Raw genomic sequence first — 17,312 nt, forward strand, 5'->3', positions numbered from 1 at the left:
TAGAATATACTTCTAAATAATTCTTTGAGTTTATACGGAATAATTAGGATTTGAGTAGTGGTGTTGCAGATTTAATTGTAGATATGGTTTTAGAAACCAGCATGTTGATTTGTGCCTCGCTTATAATCAGAGGGGGCACGAGCATCACAATATTTCCAAGTGTTCGTAGATATAATCCATTTTTTCTACCTTGCTCAAAGATGATTCTATTTATTGACATTTTAGGTACAGGGGAAGACTTTGTTTTTTTATTTGTTACCAACTCAATGCCAACCAACATACCCTTGTGTCTTACATCACCCACCAGATTTAGCTTTAATAATTCATCAATGTGTTTTGTAAATACTCTGGATGTTTTTTGTATTTTTTGAATTAATTTGTGTTTTTTATATAATTTGAGATTTGCAAGTGCCAATGATGTCGCAATCGGATTTCCTGTAAATGTGTGTCCGTGAAACAAATGCTTATTTTCTGCATATTCTCCAGAAAAAGAATCATAGATTTTTTTACTAGATGCCGTCGCAGCTCGTGTCATATAGCCACCTGTGAGCATTTTACCAAAAGTTACAATGTCAGGTCTACTATTTTGATTCACGTATTGTATCATAGAACCAAGACGGCCAAGACCAGTGGCAACCTCGTCAAGAACTAGTAGCGTATTATACTTTTTACATATTTTCATCAGATTATGCTGAAAATTTTTTGGGTAAATAACAACGCCACCTGCAACTTGTGTGCCACTCTCCATTACCAGAGCTGCAATTTTGTCATTTTTTGAAAATAAACGTTCAGCTTTTTCAAGACAGTATTGCAGATGATCAGAGTGCGAGTATCTTTTAGGGGTACGATACCTATTAGGTACAGGTAGTCTATGCACAGAGAATAGTTGACGTTTAAATTGTGAAAAAAACTGCGGTACATACCCAACTGACATGGCTCCAAACGTATCTCCATGGTAGCCATTCTCCAGTGATGCAATCTGCGATTTGGGTTCATTGATATTACTCCAATACTGTATAGCCATTTTTATGGCAATCTCCATACCACTAGAACCATTATCAGAGTAAAAGATACGATCCATGCCAGGTAGATGATGTAGTAAATTTTGTGCCAATTGTATAGCAGGTTTATGATTTAAATTGAACAATGGGGCGTGTTGTAAATTTTTAGATTGTTGAATAATTGCCTGAATTAACTCAGGTTTAGAGTGTCCCCATACATTACACCACATAGATGCTACAGCATCAAAAAGTTTTTTTCCATCAGAGTCTATAAGATATACACCTTTAGCAGAAACTATCTGAGGAAAATTATTCCATTCTGTCATCTGAGTGTTGGGATGCCATATTTTCGATTCCATAGTATAAAATTTTCTTTATCTTTAATTATTGTTGTTAGAACAGATATGAATCAGAAAAGTCAGATGTTAGAATATACTTATAAAACATAATGAATTATGTGGAATAAATCAAATTCAATATGCAGATATGTTTCAATTGAAAAAATAATTATAATTTACCGAAAAAAACCACATTCAGTATACAACTAAGACTTAAACGATGTCAGTATTATCACGATGTATAATGTCAACATATTTCATCACAGGTTCGGATACGGCAGTAGGAAAAACTATGGTCACAGCAGGAATCGCCAATCTGATGATAAATGATGGTATGGACGTAGGAGTAATGAAACCATTTGCTGCTGGAACGACATCAAAAACAGATCCAACATCGGATATGAAAATATTAATGGATGCTGCACGATCAACGGACTTGCTCGATTCTGTATGTCCTCAGTATTATGAAATCCCTGCATCACCATACACTGCGTGTAAAAAATTGGGAACAAAGCCAGATGTGTCATTAGTAATGAGAGAGTTTGAGAATCTCAAACAGAGATATGAAATCTTACTAATTGAGGGAATGGGTGGGATCATGACACCAATATTGGAGAAATATTATGTTGCAGATTTGATAAGAGATATGAAATCTAAAGTGATAATAACGGTTGGAAATAAAATTGGGAGTCTTAATCATAGTATAATGACATGTAGGATGTGTGCAGAGTATGAACTAGATGTTTTAGGAATTATAATATCACAAAATGATAAAATGGGTTATGAACCGTATGAGTTGAAGAGTGATTTAGAAGAGATTACACGAAAGAAAGTGATTGGGATTGTACCATGGCTTGATGATACAAAGTTTACAAATGTGGCAAAAGAGTGAAAAATATGCTGTCTCAATTATGACGCAAATACATATCTACGCTCGCCCCTAGATTCTACACTATTATTAATATCAACCAAGATGAATTCATTCTTGCCATCAAGTACAGGATCATCAAGAGTTCGTTTGTTTTCATGCAAGGATTCATAATCTTGTAAATTCAACTTTACGCGCTGACCGAGTTCTTCTAATAGATTCATCTTTGATACAACTTGCTTGTAATCATCTTGTATTAGACCGGAGAATATCATGGCAGAACTTCCACTACCATATGAGCAAAAGCCGATACGCTTCCCCACAAGATCAATGTTCTTTTTGAATTCAAATTCAAGACAACTACGAAATCCCAGATATAATGAGGCAGTGTATAGATTACCAATCATCGAGGAGGCAATTAGAGAACTTGCCATCTTGGATTCATACAAATTCGTATACTCATCAGTGGCCATAAACCGTTTTGTAAATTCATGATCCTGTTTCATAAATTCAGTATCATGTAAAATGGATTCTATAGTTCCTTGTTTTAACATTGTAGGCTCTTCCATGCCTATTTTTTTTATCAGATTTAGCCACAAAGGGAGATTACGCCATTCGTGTCTTAATAGATACGCTAATGCTTTTTTGCCCATATTAGCATATGGAAGATGCATGCATAGATAATCAATATGATTTAAAATAGATTCATCATCTCCAACAGCATAGAGACCGGTTTCATGCACACGTTTTTTATAAATTTCTAGTGCGTTACGTATCTGTATAAGATATAACAAACTAGAGTATTGACCATGAACAATTGGAGTCTCTTTTCCAAATGGTCTGTAAAAATCATATTCGTCTGTAATTGATGTAGCAGTTACACGTGGATCAAATTCTAACAAACGGGGAGTATTGTTTAACAACATAGCAACAGAGCCAGCTCCTTGAGTCATCTCACCACTAGAACCCATATCATATTTTGCAATATCAGATACTACCACGATAGCGTATTGATCACCGGCCTCTCCGGCACGAATCCAATTGGTATTATCATATAGAGCATAAGATCCACTTACACAAGCAAACTTGGTCTCAACACCACCGCAGTGCCCAAAAGAATTTTTACCATAAATCTGTTCCAACATTCCAATCACATACGAATTCATCGCCTTTGATTCATCAAATGAAGATTCTGTAGATATGTATAATCTGCCAATATCAGATGGCTTTAGATTGTTTTTTTGTAAAATACGTAAACATGCATTTGCTGCCATGCACGCCGGATCCTGATTAGAATCAACTATTGCCATCTGAGATACACCAAGACCCTTTTCAAGCTTGTCAGGGTCTAAATTTCGAAATGACGCAAAATCTTTTGAATCTATACATAATCGAGGGATGAATATTGAGATATCATCAAGACCGGCTACCATATTTGTTATAAGATTTATTTTGATATAAAACTTATAGCAGATTTATTTTGACAATTCAGTATCAATTATAGCGGAAAAATCATTATATGAATAAAATCCAGGTACAAGCCGTATATCGTTATTTTTACCTACAAGAAGAAATGCAGGAGTGCCTGAAAGATCAAGACTTTGAGCATCGTTTTGATTGGCAATTAATCTGGTTTGATATTTGCTAGAGGTCATACACTCTTCAAATGTGGGTACATCCAAATCTAAAGATTTTGCAAATCCCACAATATTAGAGTATGATGCCCAACCATTATTCTCCCCAGTCCAGTTATCATATAGAGTATTGTGAAATTCCCAATATTTTTTTTGATTCTGGGCGCAATATGTGGCATGTGCAGCTGTAGCAGAATCTTGACCAATAATTATGTAATCTTTGAACACGATTTGTATTTTTCCAGTTTCTACATATTGTTGAATTAATAATTCTTCAACTTCATGATAAAACTTGTTACAGTAAAAACATTGATAGTCTCCAAATTCAATCAATAAAATTGAAGCATCTGAACTTCCCAATATAGGGGATGCACTTTCAAGAAACGAGCGTACACTAAAAGAAGTATCAGATTTTGGTTCAGATATGATTTGCAGATCTGGTGTTGTAGGAGATAATACAAACATTACAAAAATAATGGCAACAGTAGAAATTCCTCCACCTAGTGCCAAAGATGGACCATGTATCATCATGACAAGACTTTACACAGTGCATTTAGATGTTTTGTTAAATTTAATTTTAAATTTATAAATTATCGTACAAGAATTTAGAATAATTAATAGATATGACTATTCACAACAATACATGAAGAAAATATTTGTAAATGGATATGGCTCCATAGGGAGTCGCATAGCCTCATTCATTGCAGATGATCCAGAGGTTACGTTAATTGGTGTAGGAAAATATTCGGCAGATAAGCGTGTAGATGTTGCCAATTCTCGTGGATTTGATGTGTATGTACCTGAAGACAGAACGGAAAAATTTGTGGGAAAAAAAATTGCTGGAACCATAAGGCAAGCTGTTAGAGAATCTGATTTAGTGATAGACGCATCTCCTAGTGGAATGGGATATGAAAATAAAAAAAATCTTTATGATTCTGAAGAATGTCGTGTCATATATCAAGGCGGAGAGACAATTCAAGGAGACAATTCAGTATCTCAAACTCTGTTCAATTCCAGAACAAATTATGATTCAGCCTTGAATGCAGATCATGTTATGCAAGGTAGCTGCAATGTCACAGGTATGGGCAGAGTGCTAAAACCAATACAAGAAAAATATAATGAATTTATTAAAAGATTTGACGTTACTCTTGTAAGACGTTGGGCAGATTTAGAGCAGACAGAAAAAGAGATACCAGATACAATAGAGTGGACTGTAAATCCACATCATCAAGATGATGTAAAAGCTACTATCAATCAAGACATACCACTTTTTCTGCGTGCAATCAAAGTGCCAACTAGACAGATGCATTTGCACATCATGGATATCAGATTTCAGAATATTACCCCTAAATTTGATGAATTTCTAGACATATTCAAAGACGAGTATGGTGTAGCCGTACTGTGGACAGCAAACGGAACTAGAGATGTCAGAGAGTATGCTCAAAGTATGAAATTTAGCTTTTCAGATACAAATATGATCCACATACATGCAAATATGTTGTCTTGTGCTCAAGACACACTACAATTGATGTATTCAGATGATCAAACTGGAATTGTAATACCTGAGAATCATATTTTAATGCAAGCTATGTTATTTGGTAAGACACGTCAGCAAGCTACTAAATACACAGAGTCGTTATTCCACATGGATGAGAAGAAGAGAATGTTAGAGAAACATTTTGCAAAAACTAGTTAACACGCTCAATTCTAATTTGCTCGGTACGATTATTCTCAACCTTTTCAACAATAATTTTAAGTGAGTTAATTTCTACTTTATTACCCTCTTGTGGTATATCATGAAGTTTTTCATGTAATAATCCATTTAACGTAGAGTAATCATCACCTTTAGGAATATTTGATTTAAAAAATTCATTTATGACATCTAATTCTACATCACCATTTACAATAATTGTGTTTTTATCAAGAGTTTGAAATTGCAAATCTCTTTTTGCATCACTTTCATCTTCAATATCACCTACAATCTCCTCCAATAAATCCTCTAGAGTAACTAGACCCTCTACTCCACCAAATTCATCTAAAACAATAGCCATATGACTTTGGCGTCCCTGCATCTCACGAAATAAATTACTCAGCATTTTCTCCTGAGAAACAAATATGGGTTTTCTAGATATAGATTCAAGATCCTTCATATTATCATCATGCTCTAATAATTTCAATACGTCTCGAACATGTACAATTCCTATAATTTCATCTTGGGTTTTGCCATGAATAGGAATTCTAGAGAATCCTTGTTTGTTAATCTCAGATAGAGCCTCAAAAAGTAACATCTTACTTGGTAGTGTAAACATCTTTGTCCTAGGTGTCATCACTGCTCGTATAACCACTTCATCAAAATTCAGAGCTCCATGAACTAATTCACGTTCATGTTCTTCAATAACATTCTCCTCCAATCCCTGATCAACTACATCTTTAATTTCATCCTCTGTAAGAGGTGGAGGTAAGTAGTTACTTCCAGTAAGACGAACGACACCACGAGTTATCACCTCAAATAATTTTACAATTGGGTATAAAGAGTAACTAAATATTAGTAGCACAGGGCTAAATCGTAAAGCAATTCTAGTTGCATTTGCATTGCAATATGTTTTAGGTGTAATTTCTCCAAACACTAGGATCAGAAATGTCATCATTCCAATCACTATACCAAGACCATCATTTCCAAATAATTCAATAGCAACACTAGTTGCAAGTGCAGCGGATGCTACATTTACTAGGTTATTTCCTAGATTTACACTAGTCATCATCCATCCAGGATTAGATTTTAGATGGTACAGTGCCTTTGAGCCTTTGACTTTATCTTTATACAATTGTAAAACTTTGGATTTATGAATTCCAACTAGAGCAACTTCAAGACCACTGAAGAATCCAGATAGACCAATTAAAATTGTCAGTGAGACTAGAGATATCCATAAATCTACCATTCAGTCACCCAAGTACATTGTTCAAAATTATGTAGGATATGCATCCATTATTCAATATGTATACATCATTCACACTTAAAAATCTCTCAAGTGTCATGAATGATTATATTGTCATTTTTACCTCTAAACTAGTCTAAAATTAAATTTGTGTGATCTATTTATATACACATTCAGATCTACGACACGAAAACCTTAAAATCATCAAAGATTTTGATTACTCATGATTACAGATGAAATACTAGTCAATGGTAAAAAATTCAGAGTTATCCTCACAGATCCGATCATAGAGCAGATAAAACAACTCAAGAATTTATACTCTACAGCTTATGAAGATACAGANAGCTTTGAGCAGGTGAGCACAGAAATTTCAAATACCATACAGGGTATTTCTGCAGCCGCAGAACCACAAGTATCAGGTGAGGACCTAGATGGATTCATTCAAGAAGTTATCATAATGGTGGATAAATCCGAAGAGGGGAAAAAAGAGACAAAACCAGTATCAAAAAAGAGAAAAACCTCAAAAAAATAAAATTATTATTGTTTAGTTGACAAGATTAGAAATATAGTTATATAGATTAGACACATAATATATGAAATGGAAAAAAGTTGCGAATGTGGAATATGTGGACATCATAGTGAAAAAGATTGCACGGAGAAACAGTGCAGTTGTTGTATGAATTTTCATGTGAGATCTGGAAAAAAGTAAAAAAACTAGTTTGACAAATCTCTTAATGTTTTTTTTATCAACTCAATTAAATTATTAGTGTTTAACGCATCTAATATTTTAAATCTTATGTTATGTAGTCTATGCGGATCATCAGAATACAATTCAGACATGGTATTAATTTCTCGGCTAAAATCAAAGCTACTAGTAAATAATTTCAACATGTCTAATAATTGCAGATATTCAGTATATTGTGAATCATTCATACGATGTGAGATACTAATCATGAGACCTACTATTTTGGCATGTTCTCGTTTTATGATATCAAGATCACCTGGTTTATCAGGTAAACTCTCAAGTAAAGTTACAGAATCTATAATTTGTTGTAGAATATTCAGAAGATATTCATGATGAGTAGGCATATCTATGTAATGAGATGATCATGAGACAGATATTAAATTGTAAACTTTTTTATCCTTAAATTAGTCAAATTTATCACTAAAATATGCAAAAAGCACATACAAGATGCATATCACCATCATGCAGTCTAGAATATCCTATCGAAGAGAACAGAGTAGAGTGTAAGAGAGGACACTTGTTAGATGTCATATACAAAGAGGCACCAAACACAAATCTAAAAGAGATGTTTTATGCTAGACGTAATTCACAGGGAATAATATATAATGAAAGTGGCGTATGGCGATTCAGAGAATTATTGAATTTTTGTCAAATAGACACGAATGATTATGCAGAGTGTTCAAAATATTTAGTATCCCTAGATGGCGCAGAGGGTAGACAATCAAAACCATACCACATGTCCAAAGTCGCAGAGTTTATTGGAATGAATACAAAGAATATTTGGTTGCAACCAGAGGGGTATAATCCTAGTGGTTCATTCAAGGATAACGGCATGGCAACTGCCGTAACTCATGCAAAAATAGTACATGCAAAAAAGATCATATGCGCATCCACAGGAAATACATCTGCAGCAGCTAGTATGTATGCTGCAAATGAGAATATAGATTGTGATGTGTATATTCCAACAGGTCAGATTGCTCCTGGAAAACTCAGTCAAGCTTATCAATTCGGAGCGCAGTTAATACAAGTAGATGGGAATTTTGACGATGCTTTAACAAAATCGTTGGAAAATTCAAAAAATAATAATGGGTATACAGTAAATTCTATAAATCCATTTAGAATAGAGGGGCAAAAAACAATTCTTTATAGATTTCTAGAGGCTCTAAAATGGGAAACGCCAGATTGGGTAGTTTATCCAGGTGGAGTTATGGGAAATACATCTAGTTGTGGCAAATGTTTAATGGAGTTGTATGAATGGGGATGGATAAAAAAAATACCACGTATTGCAGTAATTAATGCAGAAGGAGCAAAAACAGTATCAGATTTGTATAATGGAAAGTACGATGAACCAATGCGTTGGAACAGGGGGAAACCAAATTTGGATATTTTGAATAATTATTATAAAAAATTAGATTCAGAGAATATAAGGCCAAATACTAAAGCGACCGCAATACAGATTGGCAGACCTGCAAATATCCTCAAAGGGCTAAGGGCATTAGAATTTACCAATGGGGTGGTAACTACAGTAACAGATTCACAGATGTTAGATGGTATGTCCATAGTAGGTTTGAACGGATTTGACTGCGAAATGGCATCGGGGGCAGTACCGGCAGGGATTCGCAAGCTGGTCAGTGAAGAAATTATAAAAAAAGATGACGTTGTGGTTGGAATTCTTACTGGAAGGCAAAAAGAATCCATGCTAGCCGTGGATTATCATAATGCGTCTACAAATAGATTTGCACTACCACCAAAAAAATGAGGCACACACTAAACTATAAATTCAGATTGCTTTTGGTGTAAAGTATAATGTCGTCTGTAGAACTTCCAAAATGTAGTTGTTGTAAAAGGCACATAATGCCAAATGATAAATGTGTAAAATTTGATTGTCCTTCATGCGGATTTAGTTTACTTTGGAGATGTCAAAGTTGTAGAGAATCTGCAGGTCAGTATACTTGTGAATCATGTGGATTTGGTGGACCGTAGATGGCAAAATTATTAATAATTGTAAAAATACTTCCAGACAGCGCTGAAGCAGATTTGGATAAGATTATAGAGAATGTGAAATTAAATCTACCAGATAATATAACTTTGAGAGCAACAGAAAAAGAACCTCTTGCATTTGGATTATATTTTGTAAAGGCCCAGTTTGTTTTAGAAGATAAGGAAGGGCAAAGTGATGCACTTGAAGATGCTATACGTAAAACAGAACATGTAAGTGAATTAGAAATATTAAACATGAGTCGAATGTCAGTAGATATGAAATAGGTGTGTGACAGTTTTGGATGACGTTAGAGCATCCCTTAAAGTCAAGATTATAGAAGCAAAGCCACGTGATGTTGGGAAAAAACGAATAAGAATTGATGAAAAAGATATGAAAACTATACAAGTAAAGGCAGGTGATTTGGTAAAGATTGTAGGTGACAAGACAAGTTGTGCTGTAGTTTGGCCAGCAGATGAGGATGATAAATTAGTGGAGGTTGTACGTATGGATGGACAGAGTAGAAAAAATATAGGCACATCATTGTATGATCATATCACGATTACTAGCTGCAAATCACAGAATGCGGCAAGTATTGAAATAATCCCAATATATGAAAAAATGAATAGTGATTATGAATTCACAGATTTTGTAAAGAATAGAATAAAGAATATGCCATTAATCAAAGGAGATGAGATTTCAGTAGTAATTCTAGGAAACAGTATAGAGTTCAAGATAGGCAAGACGACGCCAGATGGAGTTGTAACCATTAACGAATTTACCAAACTTAGCATATTAGAGAACATCACACAAGATACAAAAACTCACATAATGTATGATGAGATTGGAGGGTTGGAAGAGGAAGTCTCTACAATGAGAGATATTGTAGAGATGCCACTTAGACATCCAGAATTATTCAGAAGTTTAGGGATAGAAGCTCAAGCAGGGATATTATTGTATGGTCCCCCAGGATGTGGTAAAACACTTATTGTAAAAGTTTTAGCAAGTGAATCATATGCCAATATGTATATAATTAATGGCCCAGAAATATTAAACAAATATTATGGTGAAACAGAAGCTAAATTACGTGAAATTTTCAAAGAGGCAAAAGAAAATTCACCTAGTATAATATTCATAGATGAGATCGACGCAATTGCTCCACGAAGAGAAAGCGCACAGGGAGAAGTAGAGAAAAGAATAGTAGGACAACTACTTGCTCTAATGGATGGTGTTACAGATAGAGGAAATGTCATAGTTTTAGGTGCGACAAATAGACCAGATAGTATAAATCCAGCATTACGTCGTCCAGGCAGATTTGATAAAGAGATAGAAATTCCGGTTCCAAATATAGAGAGTCGTACTGCAATATTACAAATTTACACACGCGGTATGCCACTTAAATCTGAAATAAAAATAAAATCACTTGCATCAGATCTTATAGGATATACAGGCGCAGACATTAAATTATTATGCAGAGAGGCGGCGGTAGTTGCCATAAAGAGATATTTACCAAAAAACACTCCAATATCTAGTAAAATTCCCTCATCAGTGTTACAATCCATGGTAATTAAACGAAGTGATTTTTACGAAGCGATGCAAAAGATTGTACCGGCAACCATGAGAGAATTTTACATAGAACAGCCAAAAATTATTTGGGATAACATTGTAGGATTAGAAAAAATAAAAAAACAGTTAAAAGAAAATTTTGTTTTGGCTATAAATGATCCACATAGATTTGATGAAATAGGAATAAAACCTCCAAAAGGGATATTATTGTATGGTCCCACAGGATGCGGTAAATCACTTTTAGCTCAAGCTCTTGCAACAGAATGTAAAGCAAGCATCATTTATGTTCACGGAGCAGATATGTTGTCTAGGTGGGAGGGTGAATCAGAGAAGGCGATTAAAAAAATATTTCTCAAAGCAAAATCATCAACTCCATGTATTATAATTTTTGATGAATTTGAAATTATTGCAGGAAAAAGAGAACATGTTAATACATTATCAAGTCAGATTATATCTCAGATACAAAATTCAATTCCACAAGTATGCGTTATAGGAATTACAAATAGACCAGATATGATAGACTCATCAGTATGTGCTGCAGGAAGATTGGACATATCCTTGTATGTTCCTCCTCCAAATCAAAATGAAAGATTGGGTATTTTAAAAATCCTAGTTAAAAAATTTAAGTTATCAAATGATGTAAATTTGGAAGAAATTGCACAGAGGACATATGGGTACACGGGTGGAGATTTGTCCATAATCTGTCGAAGTGTGGTAATTCACTCAATACACAGAGATAATCACACTATAACGCACGATGATTTCAACGAGTCTTTGGCAAAGATTAGACCATCTGTTAGTAAGGAAATGATAAAATCTTATGAAGATATTCAGCAAGGATTATCTAGTATTAACATCGATGATAAAAATAAGGGGCTGTATAGTTGACAATACCATTTAGAAATATTGTATTTGAATATATTAAAAACAAGGAGTCACTTACCAATGTAGAGTTACAAAAATTACTTGTAAAAACAAATCCAGAGATAACAAGTGATAGATTAGAGAAATTATTATTAGAACTAGAAATACTAGGAACCATCTCTGTTACATGGCTTGCAAAGGATACAAGGAGAATAGAGGTAATAGTAGAGAAGGAAGAGATTGACAAAATTGAAGAACAAAACAAAGAGACACAAATTAAAGAGTATGAAGTTAGTTTCCCAGGCGCAGTAGACTAAATTCGTATATGAAAAGTTGCATCAAGTACTAGAGCTAAGAATATTATAGTCAAATACGGAGCTGTAATTTTATACGCTTGCCACGCAAATTCAGATGTAGGTGTTTTTGTTAATTTATAGTGATAGACAAGCATCAATCCACCAGAAACAGCTGCAATAATGGTGTAAATTAAACCAAGACCAAATGAATATAAAATTAATGAGTATGGTAATAAAATTATTGTGTTTGCTAAAATATATTTTGAAGTTCGTTGCATACCAATCACAACAGGCAGCATTGGAACATTAACTTGAGTATAATCATCATTCATTTTCATTGCAAGACACCAAAAGTGGGATGGCGTCCAAACAAATACCAAAAATCCTACTAAAAATCCTAGTAGATCAATTGAACCAGTTGCAGCTGCCCACCCTGCCATTGATGCGGCGCTACCGGCAAATCCACCAATTACAATATTTGTAGTACTATTCCTTTTCAACCACATAGTATAGATAATTACATAAAAGAATATTCCAAGTGCAACAAAAAATGTAGACAATTCATTTAATGTTATATACGCATAGATTACAGATACACAACTTACTACAACACCATAAATCAAGACGATATTAGGGGATATGGTTCCACTCGGAATTGGTCGTGTGCTTGTACGAGTCATCTTAGAATCAATATCACGATCGTAATAATGATTCAGTGCGCTAGAACCTGCAGATGCCAAGATGCCAACAATAATCAGATGTAGCATTGTCAGGTAGTCTATCTCCTGACCGGCAAGAGTACCTGCAGTATACATGGACGCAACGGCGGTAAATACGAGTAGTACTACAATACGTGGCTTTGATACAAGTAAGATCTCTTTAATTGTCAACTACATCACAGGTCAGGACTAGGAAATTAATGTATTCGTATTGACTTACAAAGAATTAAGTATATCAATCTAGACGCCATGATAAATGAGTAATTGGGATCTAATGATGCCAGGTATGGGACTGACTGGAATAGGTCTAACTGGCATAATAACATCATATTCGGGTTTGGCACACACATTCATAGATGGAATGCATGCATTAACTGGACTTACATTATTCATTGGGCTTATAATTTTAGCCGCTGGAATAATGGAAGGTGGTGTATCTACAAGCAATAGAGCAAAGGCTACGGTACTAGTTGTTGCTGCAATATCACTTTCCTTTGCAGCTGTTTCACTCACATCAAATACAATCGACTCTGTTATTACATTCGCAGGTGTGATGTTAGTTATTGCAATACCATCAATAGTCATTGCATATGTAGGTACAAAACATAAAGAGTATATGAAACCAATTGCAACAATATTTTTACTTGCAGTAGGTGCAGGAGTGTTGGCATATATTGGATTTGGTTTTTCAGGTCCAGAACCATATCTTGTTTCAACAGTAATTGAAGAGGTTAAAGAGGAGATAAAAATAGTATCAGATACTCCAATATTTTCAATTGCAATATTAGAAGGGGCAGCAATTAATGGAAATCCAGATTACTTACCAGATGAGGATACAAAAGTTACAAGAGGTGAAATTATAGAGTGGATTAATGAGGATGCAGCAGCTCATACAGCTACAAGTTTTGATGATTTAGGCGATACATTTGATTCGGGGCTTTTGAGTAGTGGAGATACATATCAATTAGATACTACAGATTTACCCGATTCTGTTTCCTATTTTTGTACATTGCATCCATGGATGGAATCAGCATTTGCAATCGTAGATGATTCTGAAGCAACTACGACTGAGATGATGAATAATGAGAGTATGATGATGGAAGAGAAGATATTAGAAATTTCAATTCCTCAAGGAGCAGGAATTCCTGGATCAGATAAAATATTTTATGATCCTGAGGAAATCACAATCGATACAGGAGATACAATAACATGGACAAATAATGACATAACAATTCATACTGTAACATCTGGGATGGTAGAATCAGGACATGATGGAATATTTGATTCTAGTATCATAGGATCAAGTGAATCATTTGAATACACATTTGATGATGCAGGATATTATCCATATTATTGTGTGCTTCACCCATGGATGTTAGGCTCTGTAACGGCAGAATAATTTGTTAGTACTAGGTAAATTTTACAAGACGTTGGTAGAATATGCCGAACGTAGTAAACCGAACGAAGTATCATCCATGCTATTTGGCAAACATGAAGATGATAAAATAGTGACATACGATATATTTGAAACATCAAATGAAAATGAGTCACCTACAAGTTTTGTGATACCAAATGATGAATTACTTTATGGGTACAAGGAAGCAGAAAAAAGAAATTTACAAATAATTGGAATATTTCATTCACATCCAATTTCTGAGGCTTATCCATCACTAACCGACAAAAAATTCATGATTATCAATCCAATTGTATGGGCAATATATTCAGGATTAGATAAAAAAATTAAAGCATTCACTCTAGATGATGAAATTAAAGAAATACCAGTTGTGTAATAATAAATTTATAGTTAAATAAGTACAATACGTCACAGTATATTCTAAATTATATCATATCTTGTTTTAAATATACGAATATTTAATGAAAATTATGGAAATACATGTGTACGACACCTATGTAAAAGCACAAGATGGTCATACTATGCATTTTGACGTGATTACAAAAGAGAAAGATCATGACAAAGCAATAGAGTATGCAAAACAGTGGTTAACATCAGTAAATGAGAACAATGCTACTGTGACTACTAACGAGTGCCAATTCTGTCATTCACAAGGCGCTCCAGAACCAGTAGAGCAGGCCATTGAGAAAGACGGATACTTCATCCAAAAGATGGAAGGCTGTCCTTAGAGATAGCACATCCAATTTTTTTTTATTTTTTATTTAATAATTTTACAGTGATACAACTGCGATAAATGCAGATACGAAAACTAGAGCAACTGTATTTAATAATTTAATTACAGTATTAAGAGCAGGTCCAGCTGTATCTTTGTAAGGATCTCCAATTATATCACCAACAACAGTTACCTTGTGTTCCTCAGTACCTTTGTCGCCTTTCATTTCTACTAATTTCTTAGCATTATCCCACGCGCCGCCAGTATTTGCAAGATGATATGCCAAAAAGATGCCAGTGACAACTGCACCCATCAAAAGACCGGCAACTGCAGAAGGACCTAAGAAAACGCCAAGAACAATAGGGGCCGCAATTACAATACTTGCAGATTTCCACAGTTCTTTTAGAGATGCGACAGTTGCAATATCAACACATTTTGCATAATCTGGTTTTGATGTTCCCTCTAGAATTCCCGGATCTGCCTTGAATTGACGGCGTACCTCATCTACCATTTTAGAGGCAGACTTTGATACACCGCTTATTAATTGACCAGTAATCACAAATGGAAGTAATCCACCAACAAGTAGACCTACGATTACTGCAGGATTTGTAAGACTATAATCAAACGCCATATGAAATACCTCTTTGGCCTCAAATTGGAATGCCTGAATCATTGCAAGAGTTGCCAGTCCTGCGCTTGCAATTGCAAATCCTTTGGTTACTGCTTTGGTAGTATTTCCAACTGCATCAATTTCATCGGTAATTTTTCTATTCTCCTCACCCATTCCAGTCATCTCTACAATACCTCCAGCGTTATCTGCAATTGGACCGAACGCATCTATGCTAAGTACAATACCTGCTAGACTCAACATTGCCATTGCAGTTAAAGATGTACCAAATATACCATAAAGTAGTGCTTGATTTGGATCAGGAGATGCAGAAGAAGATATGTAAAATGAAATAATTATAGCAGTTACAAGTACGATCATAAATGGACCTGTAGATTGCATGCCTTTTGTAATTCCCGTGAGTGTCAAAGATGCATATCCCCATTTAGCAGAATCTGCTATTTCTTTGACAGGACCGAATTTATGATTTGTGTAATAGTCTGTAATTTTTTGAATCACTGGAACTAGAATTACACCAATTACAGTAGAGCCAAATAAAGCATATGCGATTGGGGTATTACCCAAAAACACCCACATGAATATAAAATTCAGAACAATGGCAATACTGGCAGATATGTAAAATGAACGATTTAGTGGTTTCATCACATCTTTGATATTTTTGGAGCCGACGCTAGCAACACCAATGATTGAGGCAATGGCCCCAGAGGCACCGATTAGAACAGGGTATAAAATATTTTCAGGTACTTGAATTAGTGCTGCAATTAGGAGCGATGCCAATACTGTAACGATATATGATTCGTAAATATCCGATCCCATACCAGCTGCATCGCCTACGTTATCCCCCACATTATCTGCAATTGTAGCTGGATTTCTAGGATCATCTTCTGGAATATTTGCCTCAACTTTACCAACTAAATCAGCTCCCATATCAGCTGCTTTTGTAAATATACCACCACCAATTCTAATGAATAATGCGATCAAGCTAACTCCAATTCCAATACCAGCAATCGCAAGTGGATCACGAAATATTAGAAATAGAATTGTAATTGCAAGTAACGCCATAGCAGGAACTGCAAGTCCTACGGTTGCACCTCCACGAAAAGCTTCAGCAAAAGTTTTACCAATTCCACCCGAAGTAGAGTTTGCAGTTCGGACAGCAGCCTTTACTGTAATTTTTAATGATATGACACCGGCAATGGCAGATAATGCAACTCCTACTGCAAATGCAATTCCGTTAGAATATCCAATTAATATTCCAATTATTACAGATAATGCTATAGATATCGGTATAATTATTTTCATTTCACGTTTTAGAAATGCTGCTGCTCCTTCTTTTACGGCGTTAGATATATCCATCATCTCTTTTGTTCCAGCTTGCTGTTTGATTACCCACCCAGCAAACAGAGCTGCTGCTAAAATGGAAACAATTCCAGCAACGATAGGCAAAATCTCTTCTAAAATCATAATATGAATTGAGCCCTATATGTACAGAATATAAATTATGGAATAAGGGTCATCAAAAAAGACATGTGGATAAATATGTAAATTATGAGATTTAGTATCATATATTCATCATAAAATCAAAAAAACAACGTAAAGCACATATACAACCA

The 17,312-nt window shown here is 34.8% G+C and carries 18 protein-coding genes; 11 read left to right on the forward strand and 7 right to left on the reverse strand.

What is annotated here, in order from left to right; genetic code table 11:
• Nucleotides 1–43: 43 nt before the first annotated feature.
• A complete protein-coding gene (gene bioA / locus R1F52_00820; protein ID WOV93216.1) occupies nt 44–1,360 on the reverse strand; it encodes an adenosylmethionine--8-amino-7-oxononanoate transaminase in 1,317 nt (438 codons plus the stop codon).
• A gap of 223 nt (nt 1,361–1,583) precedes the next feature.
• On the opposite strand from bioA, the gene bioD reads away from it, so the two are divergent.
• A complete protein-coding gene (gene bioD / locus R1F52_00825; protein WOV93217.1) occupies nt 1,584–2,231 on the forward strand; it encodes a dethiobiotin synthase in 648 nt (215 codons plus the stop codon).
• Between the two features lie 17 nt (nt 2,232–2,248).
• On the opposite strand, the gene R1F52_00830 is transcribed toward bioD, so the two are convergent.
• Together R1F52_00830 and R1F52_00835 are read right to left on the reverse strand one after the other, a co-directional pair.
• Entirely contained in the window at nt 2,249–3,640 is a 1,392-nt protein-coding gene (locus R1F52_00830) for a hydroxymethylglutaryl-CoA synthase (GenBank protein WOV93218.1), read from the reverse strand.
• Between the two features lie 42 nt (nt 3,641–3,682).
• Nucleotides 3,683–4,372 carry a thioredoxin domain-containing protein gene (locus tag R1F52_00835; GenBank protein WOV93219.1) on the reverse strand — a complete coding sequence of 230 codons (690 nt, stop codon included), beginning with the start codon at nt 4,370–4,372 and terminating at the stop codon, nt 3,683–3,685.
• A 112-nt stretch (nt 4,373–4,484) separates the two neighbouring features.
• Between R1F52_00835 and R1F52_00840 the strand changes: the two genes are divergently transcribed.
• A complete protein-coding gene (locus R1F52_00840; GenBank protein ID WOV93220.1) occupies nt 4,485–5,537 on the forward strand; it encodes a type II glyceraldehyde-3-phosphate dehydrogenase in 1,053 nt (350 codons plus the stop codon).
• On the opposite strand, the gene R1F52_00845 is transcribed toward R1F52_00840, so the two are convergent.
• Nucleotides 5,530–6,780, reverse strand: a complete 1,251-nt coding sequence (locus tag R1F52_00845; GenBank protein ID WOV93221.1) for a hemolysin family protein — start codon at nt 6,778–6,780, stop codon at nt 5,530–5,532. The two genes, R1F52_00840 and R1F52_00845, sit on opposite strands and share 8 nt — an antisense overlap.
• A 220-nt stretch (nt 6,781–7,000) precedes the next feature.
• On the opposite strand from R1F52_00845, the gene R1F52_00850 reads away from it, so the two are divergent.
• Nucleotides 7,001–7,309, forward strand: coding sequence for a hypothetical protein (locus tag R1F52_00850; protein WOV93222.1), 309 nt, complete (start codon nt 7,001–7,003; stop codon nt 7,307–7,309).
• A 182-nt stretch (nt 7,310–7,491) separates the two neighbouring features.
• Here R1F52_00850 and R1F52_00855 read toward each other — a convergent pair whose 3' ends face one another.
• Entirely contained in the window at nt 7,492–7,866 is a 375-nt protein-coding gene (locus tag R1F52_00855) for a hypothetical protein (protein WOV93223.1), read from the reverse strand.
• An 83-nt stretch (nt 7,867–7,949) separates the two neighbouring features.
• Here R1F52_00855 and R1F52_00860 point away from each other — a divergent pair, with 83 nt between their 5' ends.
• Genes R1F52_00860 through R1F52_00880 form a run of 5 tightly spaced genes read left to right on the forward strand, consistent with a single transcriptional unit; the run spans nt 7,950 to nt 12,247 of the window.
• Nucleotides 7,950–9,281 carry a pyridoxal-phosphate dependent enzyme gene (locus R1F52_00860; GenBank protein WOV93224.1) on the forward strand — a complete coding sequence of 444 codons (1,332 nt, stop codon included), beginning with the start codon at nt 7,950–7,952 and terminating at the stop codon, nt 9,279–9,281.
• A 47-nt stretch (nt 9,282–9,328) separates the two neighbouring features.
• Nucleotides 9,329–9,505, forward strand: coding sequence for a zinc finger domain-containing protein (locus R1F52_00865; GenBank protein ID WOV93225.1), 177 nt, complete (start codon nt 9,329–9,331; stop codon nt 9,503–9,505).
• Nucleotides 9,506–9,787: an elongation factor 1-beta gene (locus R1F52_00870; GenBank protein ID WOV93226.1), complete on the forward strand. Its 282-nt coding sequence runs from the start codon at nt 9,506–9,508 to the stop codon at nt 9,785–9,787.
• 13 nt (nt 9,788–9,800) lie between these two features.
• Nucleotides 9,801–11,954, forward strand: coding sequence for an AAA family ATPase (locus R1F52_00875; protein WOV93227.1), 2,154 nt, complete (start codon nt 9,801–9,803; stop codon nt 11,952–11,954).
• Nucleotides 11,951–12,247, forward strand: coding sequence for a hypothetical protein (locus tag R1F52_00880; GenBank protein ID WOV93228.1), 297 nt, complete (start codon nt 11,951–11,953; stop codon nt 12,245–12,247). Before R1F52_00875 ends, R1F52_00880 begins: the two co-directional genes overlap by 4 nt.
• Here the strand turns inward: R1F52_00880 and R1F52_00885 are convergent.
• Nucleotides 12,244–13,116, reverse strand: coding sequence for a heme o synthase (locus R1F52_00885; protein ID WOV93229.1), 873 nt, complete (start codon nt 13,114–13,116; stop codon nt 12,244–12,246). The genes R1F52_00880 and R1F52_00885 overlap by 4 nt on opposite strands.
• A gap of 85 nt (nt 13,117–13,201) precedes the next feature.
• Between R1F52_00885 and R1F52_00890 the strand changes: the two genes are divergently transcribed.
• The 3 genes from R1F52_00890 (at nt 13,202) to R1F52_00900 (ending at nt 15,087) form a co-directional block, all read left to right on the forward strand.
• The gene (locus R1F52_00890) at nt 13,202–14,344 is read left to right on the forward strand and encodes a plastocyanin/azurin family copper-binding protein (protein ID WOV93230.1); all 1,143 of its coding nucleotides are present in this window, start codon (nt 13,202–13,204) and stop codon (nt 14,342–14,344) included.
• Between the two features lies 1 nt (nt 14,345).
• Nucleotides 14,346–14,735, forward strand: coding sequence for a M67 family metallopeptidase (locus R1F52_00895; protein WOV93231.1), 390 nt, complete (start codon nt 14,346–14,348; stop codon nt 14,733–14,735).
• A gap of 94 nt (nt 14,736–14,829) precedes the next feature.
• Nucleotides 14,830–15,087: a DUF2024 family protein gene (locus R1F52_00900; GenBank protein WOV93232.1), complete on the forward strand. Its 258-nt coding sequence runs from the start codon at nt 14,830–14,832 to the stop codon at nt 15,085–15,087.
• A 42-nt stretch (nt 15,088–15,129) separates the two neighbouring features.
• On the opposite strand, the gene R1F52_00905 is transcribed toward R1F52_00900, so the two are convergent.
• On the reverse strand, nt 15,130–17,163 hold the full coding sequence (locus R1F52_00905) for a sodium-translocating pyrophosphatase (protein ID WOV93233.1): 2,034 nt from the start codon (nt 17,161–17,163) through the stop codon (nt 15,130–15,132).
• Nucleotides 17,164–17,312 lie beyond the last annotated feature (149 nt).

It is taken from the genome of Nitrosopumilaceae archaeon AB1(1) (genome assembly GCA_033471095.1).
Lineage (GTDB): Archaea > Thermoproteota > Nitrososphaeria > Nitrososphaerales > Nitrosopumilaceae > Nitrosoabyssus > Nitrosoabyssus spongiisocia.

What these genes read in the sequence shown, in the direction of transcription:
- R1F52_00830 (WOV93218.1), bottom strand. Translation starts at nt 3,640, where the DNA reads ATGGTAGCCGGTCTTGATGATATCTCAATATTCATCCCTCGATTATGT.
- R1F52_00890 (WOV93230.1), top strand. Translation starts at nt 13,202, where the DNA reads ATGAGTAATTGGGATCTAATGATGCCAGGTATGGGACTGACTGGAATA.
- R1F52_00845 (WOV93221.1), bottom strand. Translation starts at nt 6,780, where the DNA reads ATGGTAGATTTATGGATATCTCTAGTCTCACTGACAATTTTAATTGGT.
- R1F52_00870 (WOV93226.1), top strand. Translation starts at nt 9,506, where the DNA reads ATGGCAAAATTATTAATAATTGTAAAAATACTTCCAGACAGCGCTGAA.
- R1F52_00900 (WOV93232.1), top strand. Translation starts at nt 14,830, where the DNA reads ATGGAAATACATGTGTACGACACCTATGTAAAAGCACAAGATGGTCAT.
- R1F52_00860 (WOV93224.1), top strand. Translation starts at nt 7,950, where the DNA reads ATGCAAAAAGCACATACAAGATGCATATCACCATCATGCAGTCTAGAA.
- bioD (WOV93217.1), top strand. Translation starts at nt 1,584, where the DNA reads ATGTCAACATATTTCATCACAGGTTCGGATACGGCAGTAGGAAAAACT.
- R1F52_00840 (WOV93220.1), top strand. Translation starts at nt 4,485, where the DNA reads ATGAAGAAAATATTTGTAAATGGATATGGCTCCATAGGGAGTCGCATA.
- R1F52_00865 (WOV93225.1), top strand. Translation starts at nt 9,329, where the DNA reads ATGTCGTCTGTAGAACTTCCAAAATGTAGTTGTTGTAAAAGGCACATA.
- R1F52_00835 (WOV93219.1), bottom strand. Translation starts at nt 4,372, where the DNA reads ATGATGATACATGGTCCATCTTTGGCACTAGGTGGAGGAATTTCTACT.
- R1F52_00855 (WOV93223.1), bottom strand. Translation starts at nt 7,866, where the DNA reads ATGCCTACTCATCATGAATATCTTCTGAATATTCTACAACAAATTATA.
- bioA (WOV93216.1), bottom strand. Translation starts at nt 1,360, where the DNA reads ATGGAATCGAAAATATGGCATCCCAACACTCAGATGACAGAATGGAAT.
- R1F52_00905 (WOV93233.1), bottom strand. Translation starts at nt 17,163, where the DNA reads ATGATTTTAGAAGAGATTTTGCCTATCGTTGCTGGAATTGTTTCCATT.